Origin of the sequence: Agromyces sp. NPDC052230, assembly GCF_040679595.1 — a bacterium.
Classification (GTDB): Bacteria; Actinomycetota; Actinomycetes; order Actinomycetales; family Microbacteriaceae; genus Agromyces.
Map to the genome: position 1 here is coordinate 1 of NZ_JBFAVC010000007.1, position 21,572 is coordinate 21,572.

General features: G+C 70.4%; 20 protein-coding genes. 4 read left to right on the forward strand and 16 right to left on the reverse strand.

What is annotated here, in order from left to right; genetic code table 11:
* Positions 1-396: 396 nt before the first annotated feature.
* Positions 397-1,698: a tyrosine--tRNA ligase gene (tyrS, locus tag AB0K73_RS15305; protein ID WP_360515491.1), complete on the reverse strand. Its 1,302-nt coding sequence runs from the start codon at positions 1,696-1,698 to the stop codon at positions 397-399.
* A gap of 140 nt (positions 1,699-1,838) precedes the next feature.
* Between tyrS and AB0K73_RS15310 the strand changes: the two genes are divergently transcribed.
* On the forward strand, positions 1,839-2,462 hold the full coding sequence (locus AB0K73_RS15310) for a DNA-binding protein (RefSeq protein WP_360515488.1): 624 nt from the start codon (positions 1,839-1,841) through the stop codon (positions 2,460-2,462).
* 73 nt (positions 2,463-2,535) lie between these two features.
* Positions 2,536-3,135 carry a hypothetical protein gene (locus AB0K73_RS15315; RefSeq protein ID WP_360515485.1) on the forward strand — a complete coding sequence of 200 codons (600 nt, stop codon included), beginning with the start codon at positions 2,536-2,538 and terminating at the stop codon, positions 3,133-3,135.
* A gap of 39 nt (positions 3,136-3,174) precedes the next feature.
* Here the strand turns inward: AB0K73_RS15315 and AB0K73_RS15320 are convergent, their stop codons facing one another.
* The 9 genes from AB0K73_RS15320 to AB0K73_RS15360 all read right to left on the reverse strand — a co-directional run bounded on the left by AB0K73_RS15320 (position 3,175) and on the right by AB0K73_RS15360 (position 12,714).
* Positions 3,175-3,714: a DNA-3-methyladenine glycosylase gene (locus tag AB0K73_RS15320; RefSeq protein WP_360515482.1), complete on the reverse strand. Its 540-nt coding sequence runs from the start codon at positions 3,712-3,714 to the stop codon at positions 3,175-3,177.
* Between the two features lie 89 nt (positions 3,715-3,803).
* On the reverse strand, positions 3,804-5,270 hold the full coding sequence (gene argH, locus AB0K73_RS15325) for an argininosuccinate lyase (protein ID WP_360515479.1): 1,467 nt from the start codon (positions 5,268-5,270) through the stop codon (positions 3,804-3,806).
* Entirely contained in the window at positions 5,270-6,199 is a 930-nt protein-coding gene (gene argF / locus AB0K73_RS15330; protein WP_360515476.1) for an ornithine carbamoyltransferase, read from the reverse strand. The genes argH and argF overlap by 1 nt, the downstream gene beginning before the upstream one ends.
* A 28-nt stretch (positions 6,200-6,227) precedes the next feature.
* Positions 6,228-7,427 carry an acetylornithine transaminase gene (locus AB0K73_RS15335; RefSeq protein WP_360515528.1) on the reverse strand — a complete coding sequence of 400 codons (1,200 nt, stop codon included), beginning with the start codon at positions 7,425-7,427 and terminating at the stop codon, positions 6,228-6,230.
* Between the two features lie 14 nt (positions 7,428-7,441).
* The gene (argB, locus tag AB0K73_RS15340; protein WP_360515473.1) at positions 7,442-8,383 is read right to left on the reverse strand and encodes an acetylglutamate kinase; all 942 of its coding nucleotides are present in this window, start codon (positions 8,381-8,383) and stop codon (positions 7,442-7,444) included.
* A 1-nt stretch (position 8,384) separates the two neighbouring features.
* Positions 8,385-9,536, reverse strand: coding sequence for a bifunctional glutamate N-acetyltransferase/amino-acid acetyltransferase ArgJ (argJ, locus tag AB0K73_RS15345; RefSeq protein ID WP_360515470.1), 1,152 nt, complete (start codon positions 9,534-9,536; stop codon positions 8,385-8,387).
* A complete protein-coding gene (gene argC / locus AB0K73_RS15350; protein ID WP_360515467.1) occupies positions 9,533-10,576 on the reverse strand; it encodes an N-acetyl-gamma-glutamyl-phosphate reductase in 1,044 nt (347 codons plus the stop codon). The genes argJ and argC overlap by 4 nt, the downstream gene beginning before the upstream one ends.
* Positions 10,577-10,825: 249 nt before the next feature.
* Positions 10,826-11,491: a response regulator transcription factor gene (locus AB0K73_RS15355; RefSeq protein ID WP_360515464.1), complete on the reverse strand. Its 666-nt coding sequence runs from the start codon at positions 11,489-11,491 to the stop codon at positions 10,826-10,828.
* On the reverse strand, positions 11,488-12,714 hold the full coding sequence (locus tag AB0K73_RS15360) for a histidine kinase (RefSeq protein ID WP_360515461.1): 1,227 nt from the start codon (positions 12,712-12,714) through the stop codon (positions 11,488-11,490). Before AB0K73_RS15360 ends, AB0K73_RS15355 begins: the two co-directional genes overlap by 4 nt.
* 153 nt (positions 12,715-12,867) lie before the next feature.
* Between AB0K73_RS15360 and AB0K73_RS15365 the strand changes: the two genes are divergently transcribed.
* Positions 12,868-13,488 (forward strand): hypothetical protein, encoded by a 621-nt coding sequence (locus AB0K73_RS15365; protein WP_360515458.1) that lies wholly within the window; start codon positions 12,868-12,870, stop codon positions 13,486-13,488.
* 42 nt (positions 13,489-13,530) lie between these two features.
* Positions 13,531-14,517 carry an SDR family oxidoreductase gene (locus AB0K73_RS15370; RefSeq protein WP_360515455.1) on the forward strand — a complete coding sequence of 329 codons (987 nt, stop codon included), beginning with the start codon at positions 13,531-13,533 and terminating at the stop codon, positions 14,515-14,517.
* Between the two features lie 91 nt (positions 14,518-14,608).
* Here AB0K73_RS15370 and pheT read toward each other — a convergent pair whose 3' ends face one another.
* From pheT to AB0K73_RS15400, 6 genes are all read right to left on the reverse strand, one after another.
* Complete coding sequence (gene pheT / locus AB0K73_RS15375) at positions 14,609-17,134, reverse strand: phenylalanine--tRNA ligase subunit beta (protein ID WP_360515452.1); 2,526 nt, start codon at positions 17,132-17,134, stop codon at positions 14,609-14,611.
* Between the two features lie 3 nt (positions 17,135-17,137).
* Positions 17,138-18,178 (reverse strand): phenylalanine--tRNA ligase subunit alpha, encoded by a 1,041-nt coding sequence (gene pheS / locus AB0K73_RS15380; RefSeq protein ID WP_360515449.1) that lies wholly within the window; start codon positions 18,176-18,178, stop codon positions 17,138-17,140.
* A 46-nt stretch (positions 18,179-18,224) separates the two neighbouring features.
* Complete coding sequence (locus AB0K73_RS15385) at positions 18,225-19,142, reverse strand: amino acid ABC transporter permease (protein ID WP_360515446.1); 918 nt, start codon at positions 19,140-19,142, stop codon at positions 18,225-18,227.
* Complete coding sequence (locus AB0K73_RS15390) at positions 19,139-19,786, reverse strand: amino acid ABC transporter permease (RefSeq protein WP_360515444.1); 648 nt, start codon at positions 19,784-19,786, stop codon at positions 19,139-19,141. The genes AB0K73_RS15385 and AB0K73_RS15390 overlap by 4 nt, the downstream gene beginning before the upstream one ends.
* Positions 19,787-19,852: 66 nt before the next feature.
* Entirely contained in the window at positions 19,853-20,725 is an 873-nt protein-coding gene (locus tag AB0K73_RS15395; RefSeq protein ID WP_360515441.1) for a glutamate ABC transporter substrate-binding protein, read from the reverse strand.
* A gap of 53 nt (positions 20,726-20,778) precedes the next feature.
* On the reverse strand, positions 20,779-21,567 hold the full coding sequence (locus AB0K73_RS15400; protein ID WP_360515438.1) for an amino acid ABC transporter ATP-binding protein: 789 nt from the start codon (positions 21,565-21,567) through the stop codon (positions 20,779-20,781).
* Positions 21,568-21,572 lie beyond the last annotated feature (5 nt).

The window sequence follows — 21,572 nt, forward strand, 5'->3', positions numbered from 1 at the left end:
GAAACCCGTCCCCCCACCCCAAAAGGCAGAAGAACACGGGGTTCAAAAATTGGCATTGAACATAGTGCACGCTGTTGAGTTCTCAAGAAACGGACACCCTCGGTTCGGCACCTGGAAGGCACCTCATCCGAGGTTGGTTTCGTTGTTTCCATGCGGTCATCCCGAGGGACGAGTCCGCATGCTTCAAGCTGATCGACCAGTTGTCTGTTCGAAGGCTTGGAATCGTTCCGCTTGAGGCTGAAGTGCGGGTGTCCGATGGACTCTCTCGCTCTTCGCGCCTTTGGGGCAACGAGTGATTACTCTACGTCGATCCCAGAGGGGGTGCAAGTTGGTCCCGCATCCCGGGCGTGTCGCGCCCCGAGCCGCCATTCCGGGCGAAACGAGGCGTGCCCACCACTACTCCACGAAGACGCCGGCAAGGGTCTTCTTGCCTCGCCGCAACACGGCCATGCCGCCTCGCGGCACGCGCCCTTCGATGGTCGCCGTCTCGTCGTCGATCTTCACGTTGTCGAGCGCGACGCCGCCCTGGGCGATGGCGCGCCGACCCTCGCTCTGGCTCGACACCAGGCCGGTGTCCGCGAGCAACTGCGCAATCGGGGCATCCGGCGACGTCGTCGTGTTCGGCAGCTCGCGAAGGGCTGCTTCGAGGGTGTCCGGATCGAGGGTCGAGAGATCTCCACGGCCGAAGAGCGCCTCGGACGCGGCCACCACCTTGGCGGTGGCCTCCTCTCCGTGCACGAGCGTCGTCACCTCGTGGGCGAGCACCCGCTGCGCCTCGCGGCGGAACGGCTCGCGTTCGACGAGCTCCTCGAGCTCCTCGATCCGGGCCCGGCTGAGAAACGTGAACACCTTCAGGCGCGACACCACATCGGCATCGTCGGTGTTGAGCCAGAACTGGTAGAAGCGGTACGGGCTGCACATCGCGGCATCCAGCCAGATGGCGTTGCCCTCGCTCTTGCCGAACTTCGTGCCGTCGGAGTTCGTGATGAGCGGCGTGCCGATCGCGTGCACATGCCGGCCCTCGACCTTGTGGATGAGGTCGGCGCCGCTCGTGAGGTTGCCCCACTGGTCGCTGCCGCCCGTCTGCAGGACGCAGTCGTACTGGCGGTACAGCTCGAGGAAGTCGAAGCCCTGAAGGATCTGATAGCTGAACTCGGTGTAGCTGATGCCCGCCTCGGAGCCCAGGCGCGACGCGACGGCATCCTTCTTCAGCATCGTGCCGACGCGGTAGTGCTTGCCGATGTCGCGCAGGAAGTCGATGGCCGAGAGGCCTGCCGTCCAGTCGAGGTTGTTGACCATGCGCACGGCGTTGTCGCCCTCGCTCGAAAGGAAGCGGCTCACCTGCTCGCGCAGGTAGCCCACCCACTCGGCCACCGTCTCCTTGGTGTTGAGGGTGCGCTCGGCGGTCGGTCGCGGATCGCCGATGAGACCGGTCGAGCCGCCGACGAGCCCGAGGGGCTTGTGACCGGCCAACTGGATGCGGCGCAGCGTGAGGATCTGCACGAGGTTGCCGAGGTGCAGGCTCGGAGCAGTGGGGTCGAATCCGCAGTAATAGGTGATCGGCTCGCCCGCGAGGAGTTCCTTCAGCGCAGCCTGGTCGGTCGACACGTGCACGAGGCCACGCCAGACGAGCTCCTCCCAGACGTCCTCGAAGGAGGCGTCGTTCTGCTGGGATGCGAGGATCACTGGGTCTGACACGCCAGCAAGGGTACCAGCGGAGACCGAGCTCGACGATTCATGCTACATCCTTGAACACTAATGATCAACTCTACATGCTTGATTTCTATTGATACAGTCTGTACCCTTGACACTGAGTAGCGCTCGACAGGAGGCATCCGATGTTCGTCATCACGGCCGACCAGGTCGGAAGCCGTCGCGACGCCGACCGCACGGGAGAGCTCGTCGACGAGCTCACCGCGGCCTACGGCGCGTCACTCGCCCTTCCGGCCGACCAGACGGCGGGCGATGAGATCCAGCTCCTCACCGGCTCCGCCGAGGCGACGCTCGGGATCGTGCTCGACACGACCCGCACGGGCGGGTGGAGCGTGGGCCTGGGCGTCGGCGGCATCCGGATGCCCCTCCCCGACGCCGTGCGCAAGGCCACCGGCCCCGCCTTCATCGCCGCGCGCGAGGCGGTCGACGCGGCCAAGCGCGCCGACGGCCGGTTCGCGCTCCGCGCCGGCGATTCAGAACTCGAGACCGCGGCCACCGACGCAGAGGCGCTCATCCGCCTCCTCGTGCTCCTGCGCGAACGGCGCAGCGACCCCGGCTGGGAGGTCGTGGAACTCATGCGTGCCGGCCACCAGCAGAAGGAGGCCGCGGCGATCCTCGACGTGAGCGCGGCGGCCGTGAGCGCCCGGCTCAAGGCGGCCATGTGGCGGGCCGAGGAGGACGCGCGGCCGGCGCTCGTGCGAGTGCTGGAACGGCTCGACGCGGATTCCGAACGCGCCGCGCGCGAGTGATCGCGCCGCCGTGGGCTCGCTCGCTACACTGCTCGAAGTCTCGGTCGCGCCGGCCGTGCCCGGAAGGAGCCCCGTGAACCTCGCCGTCGTCGCCGAAGCCCTCTCCTGGTCAGCGTTGCTGACCTCGCTCGTCGCGACGGCCACGCTCTCGGTACTGGCCTTTCTCCGGCCACGGGCCGCCTTCCTCTGGTTCGCGGCCGGTGCGATGGCGATCGCGCTGATGGCCTCCGCGACGCTGGGCGAACCGGCACGCATGGGCTTCGCTCCGCTCGTGACGATCCTGGCGTTCACGGCCGCCGTGTTCGGCGGCAGTCCCGCCGCGGCCACCGCACTCCGGCTCGCGATGGGCAGCGTCGCGCCCGGCCTGCACGGCGGCATCATCGTCACCGAGCGGCCGACCGCCGACGAGCAGCGCATGGGCGTCACCACCGGCACACGGCGCGAGGTGCTCCGCGGCGGGCTCACGATCGGCGTGCTCGAACGCATCGCGTCGGCCGGCGCCATCATCGCGGGCTTCCCCGAGGCACTGGCGATCGTCGTCGCCGTGAAGGGTGTCGGCCGCTTCACCGAGCTCGAGGCGCCCGAAGCGCGGGAGCGGTTCATCATCGGCACGTTCGCGAGCCTCATCTGGGCATGCGCCGCGGCGCTCGTCGTGCACCTGGCACTGCGCTGACGCGACGAAGCGGGAGCAGCCGCGGCATCCGCGCGCTCCCTACTCGTGCGAGCGCGCGTGCCGTCGATACGGCGACACACCGGGGTCGCCGGGAATCCAGAACCGCCACGGGAACGCCGCTCCCCCGCCCGGGCCGCTGATGCCCGTGCGCGGTCCCTGTTCGAACGGCACCGGCGCAGCTGCCACCGAGAGCGAGAACGGCGGCGCCAGCAGGTCGGATCCACCCGCCGAGAGCGGCACGCCCATGGCCACCGCGAGGCGCGCCGGTCCGCGTGCGAGGTCGCGGTCGGATGCCCCGGCCCGACGCACGCGCGCGAGCTCGATGCCGTCGACGATCGTGCCCCCGCGCAGCAGCACTCCGGCCGAGGACCCCGGATGCCCCGCCACGATGTTGAGGCACGTGTGCATGCCGTACGTGAAGTACGCGTAGAGGTGCGCCGCCTCACCCCACATGACGGCGTTGCGCCGCGTCTTTCCGCGGAACGAGTGCGAACCGGGATCGACGCCCTCGCCGCGGTAGGCCTCGACCTCCGAGATCCGCACCGCGACGCGGCCCTCGTCGTTCTCGTACGAGAGCACCGCGCCGAGCAGCAGCGGGCCGAGCTCGACCGGGTCGCGCGCGAAGTAGTCGCGCCCGACCGAGATGAGCCGATCCGAGTCGCGTTCGGTCAGGGCTTCGCCCCCGGCAGTCCCTTGACGAGGTGCCGCACCCGGTCGGTGAGCCGCGCGAACTGCTCGTCGACGCGCACGGGTGCGGTTCCGCCGATGCCGTCGCGGCTCGCGACCGAGCCTTCCACGGTGAGCACCTCCCGCACGTCAGGGGTGAGGTGCGGCGAGATCGCGGCGAGCGCGGCGTCGTCGACCCGGTCGAGCTCGAGGCCGTGCTCCTCCGCATGGCGCACGAGCGCGCCCGTGATCTCGTGGGCGTCGCGGAACGGCACCCGCCGCTTCACGAGCCACTCCGCGACATCCGTCGCCAGCGAGAATCCGGCCGGAGCGAGTTCGGCCATGCGGTCGGTGTGGAACGTGAGCGTGGCGATCATGCCCGTGAACGCGGGCAGCAGCACCTCGAGCGTCTCGACGGAGTCGAACACCGGCTCCTTGTCCTCCTGCAGGTCGCGGTTGTACGCGAGCGGCAGTGCCTTCAACGTCGCGAGGAGCCCGGTGAGGTTGCCGATGAGCCGGCCCGACTTGCCGCGCGCGAGCTCGGCGATGTCGGGGTTCTTCTTCTGCGGCATGATCGACGATCCGGTCGAGTAGCCGTCGTCCAGGGTGACGAAGCCGAACTCGCGCGTGTTCCAGAGGATGACCTCCTCGGCGATGCGCGAGAGGTCGATGCCGATCATGGCGGCCACGAATGCGAACTCGGCCACGACGTCGCGGCTCGCGGTGCCGTCGATCGAGTTCTCCGCCGGCGCCGCGAGCCCCAGGTCGTGGGCGACGGATGCCGCGTCGAGGCCGAGCGTGGACCCGGCGAGCGCTCCCCCGCCGTATGGCGAGACATCCGCTCGCTTGAGCCAGTCGACGAGTCGTTCGAGGTCGCGCGAGAGCGCCCACGCGTGGGCGAGGAGGTGATGCGCGAGCAGCACGGGCTGCGCGTGCTGCAGGTGGGTGCGCCCGGGCATCACGGCCGTCCGGTGGTCGTCGGCCTGTGCGGTGAGCGCGTCGACGAGGTGCACGAGCTGCTGGCCGATGGTCGCGGCGTGGTCCTTGAGGTAGAGCCGCACGAGCGTGGCGATCTGGTCGTTGCGGCTGCGGCCGGCGCGGAGCTTGCCGCCGAGTTCGGGGCCGACGATCGCGATGAGCGCCGTCTCGAGCGCGCCGTGCACGTCCTCGTCGGACTCGGACGCGGTGACCTCACCGGCGTTGACGCGGAGCTCGAGCAGTTCGAGCCCCTCGAGCATCGCGGTGAGCTCGTGGTCGGTGAGGTACCCGGCGGCTGCCAGGGCGCGCGCGTGCGCCCGGGATCCCGCAAGATCGTAGGGCGCGAGCTGCCAGTCGAAGTGCGTCGACTTCGAGAGACGGGCGAGCTCGGGCGATGGGCCGGTGGCGAATCGGGCGCCCCAGAGCGCGCCCTCGTTCGTGCCGTGCTCTCCCGGTGCGGGTGCGTCGTCCGTGCCGTGCTCGTCGGTCATCAGGCGTCCTTCCTCTCGAGGAGCCACACGAGCAGCGCCTTCTGGGCGTGCAGCCGGTTCTCGGCCTCATCCCAGATGATCGACTGCTCGCCGTCGATCACGTCGGCGGTGACCTCGTAGCCGCGGTCGGCGGGCAGGCAGTGCATGAACACGGCGTCGGATGCCGCGAGCGACATGAGTTCGCGATCCACGCGGTAGGCGCCGAACGTCGCGACGCGGTGCGCCTTCTCGTCCTCCTTGCCCATCGACACCCAGGTGTCGGTGACGACGACGTCGGCGCCCGCGGTGGCCTCCGCGGCATCCGTGTAGAGCGTGACCGAGCCGCCGGTGGTCGCGGCGATGCGGTCGGCATCGGCGACGACGGATGCCGCGGGCGCGAACTCGTCGGGTGAGGCGACCCGCACGTGCATGCCGGCGGTCGCGCCCGCGAGCACGTACGACTGCGCCATGTTCGAGGCGCCGTCGCCGAGGAACGTCACAGTGAGCCCGGCGAGCCTGCCCTTGTGCTCGCGGATGGTGAGGAGGTCGGCGAGCAGCTGGCAGGGGTGGAAGTCGTCGGACAGCGCGTTCACGACGGGGACGGTGGTGCCTGCCGCCATCTCCTCGAGCCCGGCCTGGCCGTAGGTGCGCCACACGATCGCGGAGACCATGCGCTCGAGCACCCGCGCCGTGTCGCTCGGCGTCTCCTTGCCGCCGAGCTGGCTCGACGCGGTGGAGATGATGAGCGGCGAGCCGCCGAGGTCGGCGATCCCGACCGCGAACGAGACACGGGTGCGGGTCGACGACTTGTCGAAGATGACGGCGACGGTCTGCGGCCCGGCGAGCGGCTTCACGGCCCACCGATCCTGCTTGAGGCGCTCGGCGAGGTCGAGGATCTCGGCCTGCTCGGCGGGCGTGATGTCGTCGTCACGGAGGAAGTGGCGGGTCATGCGAGTCCATTCATGGGTTCGGGCGAAGTCAGAGGGTGGCGGCGACGGCGTCGAGCGCGCGCGTGAAGCGCTCGGCGAACTCGTCGACGTCGGCGTCGTCGATGATGAGCGGCGGGGCGATCCGGATCGTCGAGTCGTTCGCGGCGTTCACGATGAGCCCCGCCTGCAGGGCCGCGGCAGAAACCTGGTGGGCGACGGGCTCGGTGAGCGCGACGCCCAGGAGCAGGCCCCGGCCGCGGATGCCCGCGACGAGCGGGGAGTCCAGCCCGTCGACGCGGGCGCGGACCTGGCTCCCCCGGAGCGCCGCGTTCTCGACGAGCCCGGCGCGCTCGATCTCACCGAGCACGGCGTTGGCGACGTACGTGGCGAGCGGGTTGCCGCCGAACGTCGAGCCGTGCTGGCCCTTGGAGTACAGCGCCGAGGTGCGTCCGAACGTGACGAGACCGCCGATCGGGAAGCCGCCGCCGATGCCCTTCGCGATCGTGATGGCGTCGGGGGTGATGCCCTCGTGCTGGAAGCCGAACCAGTCGCCCGTGCGGCCCGCGCCGGTCTGGATCTCGTCGACGATGAGCAGGGCGCCGTGACGACGGGTGAGCTCCCGGGCCGCGGCGAGGAACCCGTCGGGCAGCTCGACCACGCCGGCCTCGCCCTGGATGGGCTCGACGAAGAGCGCGGCCACGCCGTCGTCGACGGCGGCCTCGAGCGCGCCGATCGTGGCGTCGATGTGCTCGACGCCCCCGGGCAGCGGCTCGAACGCGTCGCGCATGTGCGGCTTGCCGGTGAGCGCGAGCGAGCCCATGGTGCGGCCGTGGAATGCATCGACGAGCGCCAGCACGCGTGTGCGCGCGCCGCCCGAGTTATTGAGGCGGGCGAGCTTGAACGCCGCCTCGTTCGCCTCGGCGCCGGAGTTGCCGAACCACGCGCGCCCGTCGTCGCCCGCCCCAGCGAGCCGCGTCACGCGCTCGGCGAGCTCGAGCGCGGGCTCCGACGTGAAGTAGTTCGAGACGTGCGCGAGGCGTGCCGCCTGCGCGGAGACGGCCTCGACGAACACGGGGTGCGCGTGGCCGAGCGAGTTCACGGCGATGCCGGCGAGGAAGTCGAGGTACTCGTTGCCGTCGGTGTCCCAGACCCGAGCGCCGCGGCCGTGGTCGAGCTTGGCGAGCGGCATCGCCAGCGAGCGCATGAAGCGGCGGTCGAACCGCTGCTGCCATTCGGTGGTGCCGGTCATGCTGGTTGCCCCGGTCATGCGGGAACGACCTCCGTTCCGATGCCGGACTGCGTGAACACCTCGAGGAGGATCGAGTGCGGGATCCGGCCGTCGATGATCGCCGCCTTGGCCACGCCGCCCTCCACGGCCTCGAGGCACGCCGTCATCTTGGGGATCATGCCCGACTCGAGCCGCGGCAGCAGCTCGATGAGCTCGTGCACATCGATGACCGAGACGAGCGAGTCACGGTTCGGCCAGTCGCGATAGAGGCCCGCGACATCCGTGAGGATCACGAGCTTCGCGGCGCCGAGCGCGATCGCGAGGGCTGCGGCGGCGGAGTCGGCGTTGACGTTGAGCGACTGGCCCGGGGCATCCGCGTCGGGTGCGATCGTGGAGACCACGGGGATGCGTCCAGCTGCGAGCTCGGCGAGCACCGCGGCGGGATCCACCGCGACGACGTCGCCGACGAGCCCGAGATCGACCTCCGCACCGTCGACCATGGCACCGCGTCGCCGACCCGTGAAGAGGCCCGCGTCCTCGCCGGACACACCCGAGGCGAGCGGTCCGTGCTGGTTGATGAGCGACACGAGCTCGCGGCTCACCTGGCCCGAGAGCACCATGCGCACCACGTCCATGGCCTCGGGCGTGGTCACCCGGTAGCCGCCGCGGAACTCGCTCTCGATGCCGAGCCGCGTGAGCATCGCCGAGATCTGCGGCCCGCCGCCGTGCACCACGACGGGCTTGATGCCGGCGTACCGCAGGTACACCATGTCCTCGGCGAACGCACGCTGCAGGTCGGCACTCACCATCGCGTTGCCGCCGAATTTCACGACGATCGTCTCGCCGTGGAAGCGCTTCAGCCACGGCAGCGAGTCGATGAGCACCTGCGCCTTGGCCGCCGCGGTGGCCGCGTCGATCGCGGCGGCATCCGCTCCGTCGTCGTTCGAATCGTTCTCGTTCTCGTTCTGGTCGTTCATCTCAGCTCGCGTAGGCGCTGTTCTCATGCACGTAGTCGTGCGTGAGGTCGTTCGTGAAGATGGTGGCGGATGCCTCGCCGGCATGCAGCTCGATGAGCACGTGCGTCGCCCGTGGCGTGAGGTCGACGAGCTCGCGCGGCTGGTCGGGTCGGCCCGCGTGACACACACGCACACCGTTCATCGACACGTCGACGAGGTACGGGTCGAAGGGCGCCTGCGTCGTGCCGATCGCGGCAAGCACGCGGCCCCAGTTGGGGTCGTTGCCGAAGATCGCTGCCTTGAACAGGTTGTTCCGGGCGACCGAGCGGCCGACCTCGACGGCGTCGTCCTCGGTGACCGCGCCCCGTACCTCGATGGCGATGTCGTGGCTCGCACCCTCGGCGTCGGCCTGCAGTTGCAGTGCGAGGTCACGGCACGCGGTGGTGAGCGCCTCGGTGAACGTCGCGGCGTCGGGCACCACGCCCGACGCGCCCGACGCCATCAGCGTGACCTGGTCGTTGGTCGACATGCACCCGTCGGAGTCGAGCCGGTCGAACGTGACGCGCGTCGCCTGCCGCAACGCCGATTCGAGCTCCGATGCGGGCAGGTCGGCGTCGGTCGTGAGCACCACGAGCATCGTCGCGAGTCCCGGCGCCAGCATGCCGGCACCCTTGGCCATGCCGCCGATGCGCCATCCGTCGACCTGCACGTCGACGGTCTTCGGCTTCGTGTCGGTCGTCATGATGGCGCGCGCCGCGTCCTCGCCGCCATCGGCCGCGAGCCGGGTCACGGCCGAGAGCACGCCCTCTTCGACGATCTCGCCGTCGAGCTGTTCGCCGATGAGTCCCGTCGAGCACACGAGCACGTCGCCCGACGAGACGCCGAGCGCCGACGCCGCGGTCTCGGCGGTGTGATGCGTGACCTGGAAGCCCTCGGGCCCCGTGAAGCAGTTCGCGCCACCCGAGTTGAGCACGATCGCCGAGGCCACTCCGTCTTGGATGACCTGCTGCGACCAGATCACCGGGTTCGCCTTCGCGCGATTCCCGGTGAACACGGCCGCGGCGGCGTTCGAGGGGCCGCGGTTCACGACGACCGCGAGGTCGAGTGCGCCCGACCGCTTGAGGCCCGCGGCGATGCCCGCCGCCTCGAATCCGGCGGGGGCGGTGACGGTCACGGTGCGACTCCGTTCACGGGGAGACCGGTCGACTCGACGAGGCCGAGCGCGATGTTGGCGGACTGGATGGCGGCACCCGCGGTGCCCTTCACGAGGTTGTCGACGGCGGTGACCACGACGACGCGGCCTGCCGCCTCGTCGACCGCGAGGCCCAGGAGCGCGGTGTTCGCGCCGAGCACGTCGGCCGTGCGGGGGAACTGGCCGGCGGGCAGGAGCTGCACGAAGCGCTCGCCCGCGTAGGCGTCCTCCCACGCAGCGCGGACGGCCGCGGCATCCGTACCCGGCACGATGCGAGCCGTCGAGGTCGCGAGGATTCCCCGCGACATCGGCACGATGACGGGCGTGAATGAGATGGTCGGTTCGGCCGCACCGGCCCACCGCAGCGCCTGCGTGATCTCGGGGATGTGCCGGTGCACGCCGCCCACCGAGTAGGGGTTCGCCGAGCCGAGGATCTCGCTGCCGAGCAGGTGCGCCTTCAGGCTCTTGCCGGCTCCCGACGGCCCCACGGCGAGCACGGAGACGAGGTCGCGACTCTCGATGACACCGGCGCGGATGCCCGGCGCGAGCGACAGCGCGACGGTGGAGGCGTTGCATCCGGGAGCCGCGATGCGACGTGCGCCGGTCAGACGGTCGCGCTGTGTGCCCTGGAGGCGGGGCAGCTCGGGAACGCCGTAGGCCCACGCGCCGTGGTGGTCGCCGCCGTAGAACGCGGTCCAATCGGCGGCGCCCTCGAGCCGGTGGTCGGCGCCGCAGTCGACGACGAGCGTTTCGGGGTCGAGCTCGGCGGCGATGGCTCCGGATGCACCGTGCGGTAGCGCGAGGAAGACCACGTCGTGGCCCGCGAGCGTCGCGGCCGTGGTCTCCTGCAGTGTGAGATGCGTGTAGGTGCGCAGGTGCGGCTGCACCGCGACGAGCGGTTGACCGGCGTTCTGGTGCGCCGTGACGGTACGCACTTCGAAGTCGGGATGATCGGCGAGCAGGCGCAGGATCTCCCCTCCGGCATAGCCGGACGCGCCGGAGACGGCGACGGAGTACGTCATGAATCCACCTTAGGGTCTGTGCGGTCGAGGCGAAGTTCCGGCGACGCCCGCACCGGCCCGACTAGGCCGTGGCAGGGGTCGCCGAGATTCGGCGAGCGCCGCGACGTCGGTTGCCGAGCTCGACGACACGCGAGACGCGTGCGGAGGAGGCGAACCGGGCGGACATGCCATCGACCCTATCGACCCGATCGGCGCGGGCAAAATCCGGGTCCGGCGGCGGGGTGCGGTGCGGCCCGCCGCAGGCCGCGCTCAGCGGTGGTCGTGCTCATGCCGGGCCAGCAGCGCGCCCTGCACGCGCGACGCCAGCCCGAGCTTGCCGAGCACGCGCGAGACATGCGTCTTCGCGGTCGCCTCCGAGATCACGAGCCGGTCGGCGATCTCGGCGTTGGACAGGCCCAGCCCGAGGCAGTCGAGCACTTCGCGTTCGCGTTCGGTGAGCTCTGCGAGCCGAGCGGATGCCTCGGGGAACGGGCTCTCGGGCGCCGGCCGGTTGTCGAGCGCATGCAGGCGATCGATGACCGTGCGCGTCACCTCGGGGGCGAGCACGGCGTCGCCGGCCGCCACTCGCCGGATGGCGTCGACGAGTTCGTCGGCGGTCGCGGTCTTCAGCAGGAAACCGGCCGCCCCCGCGGCGAGCGCGGCGACCACGATCTCGTCGAGTCCGAAGGTCGTGAGCACGAGCACCCGCGGCCCCTCGGGCATGGCGGCGATGCGGCGGGTCGCCTGCACGCCGTCGAGCACGGGCATCTGCACGTCCATGAGCACCACGTCGACCGGCGACTGGCCGATCAGTCGGAGGGCCTCGCGTCCGTCGCCGGCCTCGCCGACGATCTCGAGGTCGTTCGCGCCTGCGAGGAGGGTCGTGAGGCCGGCGCGCACGGCCTGGTGGTCGTCGGCGATGAGCACCCGGATCACGGCGCGGTCCCGTCGGATGCGCCGATCGACCGTCGCAGTGGGAGGGTCGCCTCGAGCACCCACTGCCGCTCGCCGTCGCGTTGATCGACGTGTGCCTCCGCCCGGCCACCGAGGAGGCGGGCTCGCTCCTCGACGCCGATGAGGCCCTGCACCGAGCTCAGCGGGGCAGGCAACGTACCGCTCGCGGCCGTCGGGTTCACGACCCTGACGACGAGGTCGCCGTCGCGCTGCGCGACGTGCACCTCGACGGGTCGCCCGGGAGCATGCTTCGCGGCATTCGCGAGTCCCTCCTGCACGATGCGGTATGCGGCGACCGAGACGGTCGGAGGGACCCCGTCCAGCGCGTCCACCTCGACGTGGGCGCGTGCGTCCGCTCCGGCCTCGCGCGCGGACTCGATGAGCGTGTCGAGGTCGGCGAGCGTCGCCGGCGCGGCGAGGGCATGGGCGTCGCCACGGAGCACGTCGATGAGCGAGCGCATCTCGCCGAGGGCCGCGAGGCTCGAGGCGCGGATCGCCTCGAGTGCTGGCGTCGTGGCCGAACCCTCGTCGCGAGCGCTGCGGAGGGCGGCCTCCGACTGCATGGCGATGCCGACGACGTGGCCTGCGAGCATGTCGTGCAGGTCGCGGCCGATCGCCATGCGCTCCGAGGCGAGGGCCCGCTGGCGGTCTGCCTCTGCGGCCCGCCGGGTCGCCTCGGCGTGCTCGCGTTCGGCGACCGCTTCCAGTCGCGGCGCCCGCACGGCCCGCCCCCACCACAACGAGAGTAGGCACGTGACGGGGATCCAGAGGAAGCGCAGCACGACCTCGGGCGGCCCGCCGGGCGAGGCGAGGAGCAGCACGCCCACGATCGCTGCGACGCCCGAAAGGTACAGCGCGACATCCACGGCACGCGACGGGCTGCGGAGCGCGAACAGGTACAGCAGGTCGGCGACCATGAGGATCGCACCGAGCGAGGTCGCGCCGGTGAGCAACGCGCCGAGTGCCATCACGCCGCCCGCGCCGATGAGCACGCCGACGGGCCACCGATCGCGGAAGGCATGCACCGCAGCGAGCACGAGCACCAGCGCGAGGTCGGCCCACCACGTGATGAGCCGGGGCTCGTCGACCCAGTACACGCCGAGCCCCGCCGGAATCATGATGACCGCGAGCGCCGTGTACCCGAGCGAGCCGGCCAGGTCGGCGTGACGACCCGCACGACGACGCAACTCCTCGAGGACGGCCATGCGTCCATGCAACCAGTTCGAGGCGGGCTGCGGCGACCTCTGTTCGATCGAGGCGAGCGGATGCCGCGTCATCCGAAGTGGGTAGGAGCACCGGTCACAATGCACCGCGTTCGGCCGATGCGGCGCCCGTGCCGCTCGTCGCAGGCTGTGAGCATGCTCGAATCCACCACACTCAATCCGATCGTCTGGGCGATCATCGGGGCGGAGGTCGCCTTCTGGGTGACGCTCGCCCTCGGCCTCGCCATGCGGTACCTGTTCCGGAGGCGACGGGCCAGTCGCGCCATCCTGCTCTGCGTGCCGCTGATCGATCTCGTGCTGATCGCGCTCACCGCCGTCGACCTCGCCCTCGGCGCCGAGCCCGACACCGTGCACGCGCTTGCGGTGGTGTACCTCGGATTCACGATCGGCTTCGGTCATTCGGTCATCGCCTGGGCCGACCGGTGGTTCGCCTATCGGTTCGCCGGCGGGCCGAGGCCGGCCAAGCCCGCCGCGTCTGGGCCGGCGTACGTGCGGCGGATGTGGGTCGAGTGGGGTCGCGTCGTCGTCGCGTGGGCGCTCGCCACTCCGGGACTCGTGGTGCTCGCGCTCGTCTCCGGCGCCGGAATCCCCCGCGACTGGATGTCGGCATGGTCGGATCCGCTGTGGTCGATGGCGCTCCGGCTCACCGCCCTCGCCGGGATCTGGTTCGTCGCCGGGCCCGTCTCTGCGATGGTCTTCCGCTCGGTTCCGGTCGAGGAGCAGGCCCCCACTCCCGCGGAGCGGCGACGGGCCTAGGCTCGGAGGGGTCGCGACCACCCATCACCGAGGAGGCGACCCATGACCCTGCGCGTGCTGTTCATCGGCGGCAACGGCATCATCAGCTCGGCGTCGAGCGCCCTCGCCGTCCGGCGCGGGTACGACCTCACCCTGTTGAACCGCGGACGCAGCACGGCTCGGCCGCCGATCGAGGGCGTGCGGCACCTCGCGGGCGACGCCGACGACGCGGCATCCGTCACCGCCGCGGTCGGCGACCGCGAGTTCGACGTCGTCGTCGACTTCCGTGCCTTCACGCCCGCGCAGGTTGCCCGCGACATCGCCCTCTTCGAGGGACGGTGCCGGCAGTACGTGTTCATCTCGTCGGCCTCCGCGTACCAGAAACCCGTGTCGCGGCTGCCGATCAGCGAGTCGACGCCGCTGCGGAACCCCTTCTGGCCGTACTCGCGCGACAAGATCGCCGGCGAGGACCTGCTCGTCGCCGCCTACCGCGAGCGCGGATTCCCCGCGACCATCGTGCGACCATCGCACACGTACGACCGCACCAGCGTGCCGATCCTCGGCGGGTGGACGGCGATCGACCGGATGCGCCGCGGCAAGCCGGTGGTCGTGCACGGCGACGGCACCAGCCTCTGGACCCTCACCCACACGCGCGACTTCGCCGTGGCGTTCGTGGGACTCCTCGGCAACGACCGCGCGGTCGGCGAGGCGTTCCACATCACGAGCGACGAGGCGCTCACCTGGGATCACATCACCGAGCAACTCGCCCGAGCCGCCGCCGCCGAATTCCGGCCCGTGCACGTCGCGAGCGAGGCGATCGCCCGGGAGCTCCCCGAGCACGGGCCCGGCCTCCTGGGCGACAAGGCGCACTCCGTGATCTTCGACAACCGCAAGGTGAAGGCGCTCGTGCCCGAGTACCGGGCGGTCATCCCGTTCTGGCGCGGCGCGCACGAGATCGTCGAATGGCACGACGAGGATGCGTCGCGCCGGGTCGTCGATCCGCAGCTGGATGCCGCGTTCGACCGTCTCGTCGAGCGATTCGGCGGCTGATCCGCTCGGCGTGAGCTACTGCAGGAGAATGGGCCCCATCCCTCCCTGTGCGGGGGGATGGGGCCCATTCTCCTGCACGATCTGGGCTCGGCTACTCGCGGATCTTCGCGCCGTACCGCTCGGCCGCCATGCCCGCGCCCGCGAGCTTCGCCTCGCTCGCCTCGGCGGCGGTCAGCGTGCGATCGGGCGCACGGAAGCGGAGCGCGAACGTCAGGCTCTTCGAGCCCTCGGCGATCCCCTGGCCGCGGTAGTCGTCGACGAGGTGCAGGTCTTCGAGCAGCTCCCCCGCGCCCTCGCGCACCGCGGCGGCGACCGACGCGGCCGGCACGGCCTGGTCGACCATGAGCGACAGGTCCTGCGTCGCGGCCGGGTACGTGCCGATCGTGCGCGCGTCGAGCGCCGGGTCGGTGAGTTCGATGACCGCGTCGAGGTCGAGCTCGACCACAGCGACGACGCGCGGCAGGTCGGCCTCCTCGGCGAGCGCCGGCAGCAGCTCGCCGGCGTAGCCGACGGTGCGACCCGCGACCCGCAGCTCGACGGTGCGTCCGGGATGCAGCGCCTGATGCGAGCCCTGCACGAACTCGAACTCGGCGCCCGTCGCGAGCCCGATCTGCCGCACGGCGTCGAGCGCGTCCACGATCCCGGCGGCCACGGCCGGCTGGCCCGGCTGCTTCGTCACGACGTCGCCGACGAGCAGCACGCCCGCGTGACGGGGCTGCGGCGGAATGCCCGCCTGCAGCTCGGCGAGCTCGTCGTCGCTCGGCTTCGCGTCGCCGATCGGCAGCCCCGGCGTGCCGTAGGTACGGCCCGTCTCGGGGAGGAACACGAGCCCGACCTCGAACAACGAGAGGTCGGTGAGCCCACGCGACCGGTTGCGCTTCGCGGCGGCGATCAGCCCCGGCAGCAGCGAGCGGCGCATCAGCGCGGTGCTCGCGTCCAAGGCGTTGGCGAGGCGCACGGATGCCACGGGCTCACCGTCGACGCTGCCGTACGTGCCGTTCTCGGCCTCGGTCGCGAACGGGAACGAGAGCACCTCGGTGGCGCCGGCGGAGGCGAGCGTATCGGCGACGCGGCGACGGAGGCGCTGCGAGCGCGTGAGACCCCGGCCGGGAGGGGCGACCGGCAGCACCGACGGGATGCGGTGGTACCCGGCGATGCGGGCCACCTCCTCGGCGAGGTCGGCCTTGCCCGTGAGGTCGGGACGCCACGACGGCGGCACGACCTCGAAGCCCGTGTCGGTCGTCGTGATGATGCCGCCGATCTCGGCGAGGGCGTCGTGCACCTCGTCGTCGGTGTACTCGACGCCGATCAGCTCCGACACGTAGGCGGTGGGCAGTTCGATCGGCTCGCGGCCCACCGCGTCGTGGATGAGCGAACCGCCCACGTCGGCCGTGCCGCCCGCGAGGTCGACCATGAGCTGCGCCACGCGCGTCGCGGCGGCCGCGGCGATCTGCGGGTCGACACCTCGCTCGTACCGCTTCGAGGCCTCGCTCGGGAGCTTGTGCCGGCGCGCGGTGCGCGCGATCGACACCGGGTCGAAGTTCGCGGCCTCGATGAGCACGTTCGTCGTGACATCCGACATCTCGGTCTCGGAACCGCCCATGACGCCGGCCAGGCCGATCGGCCCGCGGTCGTCGGTGATGAGGAGGTCCTCGGGGTGGAGCGTCCGCACCTTGCCGTCGAGCGTCGTCATCGTCTCGCCGGGCGTGGCGCGACGCACGACGATGCCGCCCCGCAGGCGGTCGAGGTCGTAGCCGTGGATCGGCTGTCCGAGTTCGAGCATGACGTAGTTCGTGATGTCGACGAGCACCGAGATCGAGCGGATGCCGGCGAGCTTCAGCCGTGCGACCATCCACGGCGGGGTGGGCTGCTTGGGGTCGACGCCGCGCACGATGCGCGTCGCGAACACCGACGAGCCGATGCGGCCGCGGATGGGCGCCTCGTCATGCACCTCGACGGGGAACGCATCGACCGCAGCATCCGCGGGGCTCGACTGCTCGACGGGGTCACGGAAGCGCCCGCCCGTCGCGTGCGCGTACTCACGCGCGACACCGCGGATCGAGAACGCATAGCCGCGATCGGGCGTGACGTTGATCTCGACGGCGGCGTCATCCAGCCCGAGGAGCTTGATCGCGTCGGTGCCGACGGGCGCGTCGATGCCGAGGGTCGACAGGCGCAGGATGCCCTCGTGGTCGTCGCCGAGGCCGAGCTCTCGGGCCGAGGCGATCATGCCGTCGGAGACGTGCCCGTACGTCTTGCGCGCGGCGATCGGGAACGGACCCGGCAGCACCGAGCCGGGCAGGGTCACGACGACCTTGTCGCCCGGGAAGAAGTTGCGCGCCCCGCACACGATGCCGTGCACGGCGTCGCCGCCGTCGGCCGCGGTCTCGCCGTCGGGGGCGACGCGCACCTGGCACCAGCGGATCGTCTTGCCGTTGGACTGCGGCTCCTCGACGAACTCGAGCACCTCACCCACGACGATGGGACCCTGCAGCTCGAAGGTGTGCACGTCCTCCTCTTCGAGGCCGACCTCGACGAGCGCGGCGTGCACCTCCTCGGGCGTCGTGCCGGGCACGAGTTCGACGTATTCGGCGAGCCAACTCAGTGGCACTCGCATGGGTCAGACCACCATTCCGAACTGCTGGGAGAACCGGATGTCTCCCTCGACCATCTCGCGCATGTCCTGCACGTCGTTGCGGAGCATGAGCCCGCGCTCGATGCCCATGCCGAACGCGAAGCCCGTGTACACCTCTGGGTCGATGCCCGCGGCCTTGAGCACGTTGGGGTGCATCATGCCGCAGCCGCCCCACTCGATCCACCGCGCGCCGCCCTTGAAGGTGGGGTGCCAGAAGTCGAGCTCGGCGCTCGGCTCGGTGAACGGGAAGAAGCTCGGACGCAGGCGGATCTTCGCCTCGTCGCCGAAGATCGACTTCACGAAGTGGTCGAGCGTGCCCTTGAGGTGCGCCATGGTGAGGCCCTTGTCGACGGCGACGCCCTCGAACTGCATGAACACGGGCAGGTGCGTGGCGTCGAACTCGTCGGTGCGGTACACACGACCCGGCGCGAGCACGTAGAGCGGCAGGTCGCGTTCGAGCATCGAGCGGATCTGCACGGGGCTCGTGTGCGTGCGCAGCACGAGGTGCGACTCGGGCGGGTCGACGAAGAAGGTGTCCTGCATCGCGCGCGCCGGGTGGTCGGCGTCGAAGTTGAGCGCGTCGAAGTTGAACCACTCGCTCTCGACCTCGGGGCCCTCGGCGATCTCCCAGCCCATGCCGGTGAACACGTCGCTGACGCGGTCCTGCAGGAGGGTGAGCGGATGCCGCGCGCCCGCCCGGTACCGCGACGGCAGCGCCGTGACATCGACCGTCTCGGCGTCGAGCTGTGCGGCCGCCTCGGCCTCGAGGATCTCGGCCTCACGGGCGGCGAACGCCTGGTTGACCCGGCCGCGGGCGCCGCCGACCAGCTTGCCGAGCGCGGCCTTCTGGTCGTTGGCCACGTTGCGCAGCTGCGCGTTGAGCTGCGCGAGGGTGGACTTCTCCCCCGCATGCTCGGTGCGGACGGTCTTCAGCGCCGCGGAGTCGGCGGCCGATGCGATGGCCGCGAGGGCGGCGTCGACGGCCGCTTCGACGGCGTGCTCGGTGATTTCGAGGGGCTCGGACACGAAGAACGAGTCTAGCGGTGTGCGACGACTCGCCTCAGCGGTCCACCTAGCGGGGGGCCTGGCTCTCGGACTGCCGCGCGGCCGCCGAGGCCTGCGCCACGAGGATCGCCTGCGTCGCGTCGTCGGGCGGGAGCTGCTTGCCGCTCGACTTCGACGCCGTGCGCTTCGAGAGCCACCTCGCGAACCACGACAGTGAGAGGTTCATGATGAGGTAGAGCACGAGCGTGACCACGAACAGCGAGAACAGGTACCGGTTGCCGTAGAAGCTGCCGAGGTTGTTCATGTTCACGCGCAGGAGTTCGGTGTAGCCGACGATGAAGCCGAGCGAGGTGTCCTTCAGGAGCACCACGAGCTGCGCGACGATGATCGGCAGCATCTGACGGAACGCCTGCGGGAACTCGACGAGCATCTTCGACTGCATGGGGCGCATGCCGAGGCTGAGGCCGGCTTCACGCTGACCCCTCGGCAGTGCGGCCAGTCCCGCCCGGAGGGCCTCGCCGATGAGCGCGCCGTTGTACAGCGTGAGCGCGGCGACGACGGCCCAGAACGCGCCGGTGTTCAGCACGAGCAGGATGAAGAGCATCATGAGCAGCACGGGCATGCCGCGCACGAACTCGAGGACGATCGCCGTCGGGACGCGGATCCAGGCGATCTCCGAACTGCGAAGCAGCGACAGGATGATGCCGAGGATGATCGCGAGCACCGAGGCGGTGAGCGCCGCACGCAACGTGCCGAGCACGCCCTCGGTCAGGATGAACGACCAGACCTCATCGTCGGCGAAGATGTCCCAGCGGCTCGGGTCGAAGTAGCCGGGCAGCGTGATGCCGCCGCTCTCGCGAGGCGCGGCGAGCGTGAGCGCGATCCACGCGAGGCCAGCCAGGATCAGCAGGCCGGCGATGATCGAGGAGATGATCGAGAGTCGTCGCGCCTTCGGCCCCGGCACGTCGAACAGGACGCTGGTCATCGCTGCACCACCCACTTGCGCTCGAGTTGGCCCGCGATCACGCCGAGGGGAACGGTGATCACGAGATAGAGGGTCGCGACGCCCAGGAGGATGGCGATGACGGCGTCCCCTCTCGCGTTCGCGAGTTCGCGGCCGGCGGCGAACAGCTCGAAGACGAAGAAGCCGCCGGCGACCGACGTGTTCTTGGTGAGTGCGATGAAGACGTTGATGAGCGGCGGGATCGTCATGCGGAAGGCCTGCGGAAGGACGATCAGCCCGACGGTCTGGCCGAACCCGAGACCGACGCTTCGTGCCGCCTCCGCTTGCCCGACGGGCACCCCGTTGATACCAGATCGCAGCGCCTCAGCGACGAACGGCGAGGTGTACACCGAGAGGCCGATCATGGCCGCCACGGAGTACTCGAGGCGCGATCCGAGGTAGGGCAGGATGATCGCGCAGAAGAGCAGGACGAGCGTCAGCGGAGTGTTCCGGATGAGTTCCGTGTACACGGTGGCGAACCAGCGGAGCGAGGCCACCGGCGAGATGCGCATGGAGGCGATGATCGTGCCGAGCACGAGTGCCGAGACGCCACTCACGCCGAGCAGCAGCAGCGTCATGCTGAAGCCGCGCCAATACGTCGGCAGGTTCTCGATGACCGCGTCCACGCGCGTCCTTCCGGTCAGGTGGGGATGGGCCCGGGTGGCTCTGCGCCGCCCGGGCCCGGAATCCGATCAGTAACGGTCGGGTGTGGGCGGCTCGATGAACGGCAGGATCTCGCCAGCCGTGGAGTTCCACGCCTCCTCGTAGCGGCCGTCCTCGTAGGCCTTCTCGAGCACGTCGTTGATCCAGTCGCGGAACTCGGTGTCGTCCTTCGCGAGGCCGATGCCGTAGGGCTCCTCGGTGAACGGCTCGCCGACGACCTTGAACTCGCCCTCGTTCTGGGCCGCGAGGCCCGCGAGGATCACGTTGTCGGTCGAGACTGCGACCACCTGGCCACTGCGCAGCGGCTCGAGGCAGTTGGAGTACGTGTCGGTGAGCACGGGCTCGGCGCCGATCTCGGCGAGCTTGGCGGCCGGCGTCGAGCCGGTCACGGAGCACACCGGTTGGCCGACGAGGTCGTCTTCGCTCTCGATGTCGTCGTTGTCGGCGAGCACCAGGATCGACTGCCCGGCCATGTAGTACGGGCCGGCGAAGGAGATGACTTCCTTGCGCTTGTCGTTGATCGTGTAGGTCGCGACGACGATGTCGACCTGGCCGTTCTGGATGAACGGCTCACGGTTCGCCGACACCGTCTCGACCCACTCGATGCCGTCCTCCTCGATGCCGAGCTCGCTGGCGATGATCTTCGCGATCTCGACGTCGAAGCCCTCGGGCACGCCCGACGGGCCGACGAGGCCGAACAGGGGCTGGTCGAACTTCGTGCCGACGGTGATCTTGCCCGCCTCGGAGAGCTCGGCCATCGTGGTGCCGGCGTCGAACGTGGGGGCCGGCGCGGCGGTCGGCTCATCCGCGTCGCCGCCACCGTCGCCACCGCCGGCGCATCCGGCGAGCGCGAGTGCCGACGCCGCCGCAGCCGCGACGAGTGCGATTCTCATGCGTTTCATCTGTCTGCCTCTTCCTGTGTGGGTGATTCCTCGCCGCTCGTGGCAGCGCAGGTCTAGTGCGCGAGGATCTTCGAGAGGAAGTCCTTCGCACGGTCGGACTTGGGGTGGTCGAAGAACTCGGCCGGGGTCGCCTCTTCGACGATGCGGCCACCGTCCATGAACACGACACGGTCGGCGGCCTTGCGGGCGAACCCCATCTCGTGGGTCACGACGATCATCGTCATACCGTCTTTCGCGAGACCGACCATGACATCGAGCACCTCGTTGATCATCTCGGGGTCGAGCGCGCTCGTCGGCTCGTCGAGGAGGATGAGCTTGGGATTCATCGCGAGCGACCGTGCGATCGCCACACGCTGCTGCTGCCCGCCCGAGAGCTGCGCCGGCATCTTCCCCGCCTGGTTGGCGACACCGACACGTTCGAGGAGTTCCATCGCCTTGGCGTCGGCCTCCTTGCGCGACTTCCGCTTCACACGGATGGGCGCGAGGGTCACGTTCTCGAGCACGGTCTTGTGCGCGAAGAGGTTGAACGACTGGAAGACCATGCCGACGTCGGCACGGAGCTTCGCGAGCGCTGCTCCTTCCTCGGGCAGGCGCACACCGTCGATGCTGATGGTGCCCGAGTCGATCGTCTCGAGCCGATTGATCGCACGGCACAGCGTCGACTTGCCGGAACCGCTGGGCCCGATGACGACGACCACCTCGCCGCGGTTGACGACGGTGTTGATGTCGTTCAGCACGTGCAGATCGCCGAAGTGCTTCTCGACGTGATCGATGACCACGAGGGGTTCGCCGCGGCGCACTGAGATGTTCGACGTCGCGGCCGCCGGCTGGGTTGGCTCCATACCCC

Bases quoted from the DNA above. Each gene is read 5' to 3' on its own strand.
- AB0K73_RS15310 (WP_360515488.1), top strand. From the start codon at position 1,839: ATGTTCGTCATCACGGCCGACCAGGTCGGAAGCCGTCGCGACGCCGAC.
- argH (WP_360515479.1), bottom strand. From the start codon at position 5,270: ATGACCGACGAGCACGGCACGGACGACGCACCCGCACCGGGAGAGCAC.
- argF (WP_360515476.1), bottom strand. From the start codon at position 6,199: ATGACCCGCCACTTCCTCCGTGACGACGACATCACGCCCGCCGAGCAG.
- AB0K73_RS15335 (WP_360515528.1), bottom strand. From the start codon at position 7,427: ATGACCGGCACCACCGAATGGCAGCAGCGGTTCGACCGCCGCTTCATG.
- argB (WP_360515473.1), bottom strand. From the start codon at position 8,383: ATGAACGACCAGAACGAGAACGAGAACGATTCGAACGACGACGGAGCG.
- argC (WP_360515467.1), bottom strand. From the start codon at position 10,576: ATGACGTACTCCGTCGCCGTCTCCGGCGCGTCCGGCTATGCCGGAGGG.
- AB0K73_RS15360 (WP_360515461.1), bottom strand. From the start codon at position 12,714: ATGGCCGTCCTCGAGGAGTTGCGTCGTCGTGCGGGTCGTCACGCCGAC.
- AB0K73_RS15365 (WP_360515458.1), top strand. From the start codon at position 12,868: ATGCTCGAATCCACCACACTCAATCCGATCGTCTGGGCGATCATCGGG.
- AB0K73_RS15370 (WP_360515455.1), top strand. From the start codon at position 13,531: ATGACCCTGCGCGTGCTGTTCATCGGCGGCAACGGCATCATCAGCTCG.
- pheT (WP_360515452.1), bottom strand. From the start codon at position 17,134: ATGCGAGTGCCACTGAGTTGGCTCGCCGAATACGTCGAACTCGTGCCC.
- AB0K73_RS15385 (WP_360515446.1), bottom strand. From the start codon at position 19,142: ATGACCAGCGTCCTGTTCGACGTGCCGGGGCCGAAGGCGCGACGACTC.
- AB0K73_RS15395 (WP_360515441.1), bottom strand. From the start codon at position 20,725: ATGAAACGCATGAGAATCGCACTCGTCGCGGCTGCGGCGGCGTCGGCA.
- AB0K73_RS15400 (WP_360515438.1), bottom strand. From the start codon at position 21,567: ATGGAGCCAACCCAGCCGGCGGCCGCGACGTCGAACATCTCAGTGCGC.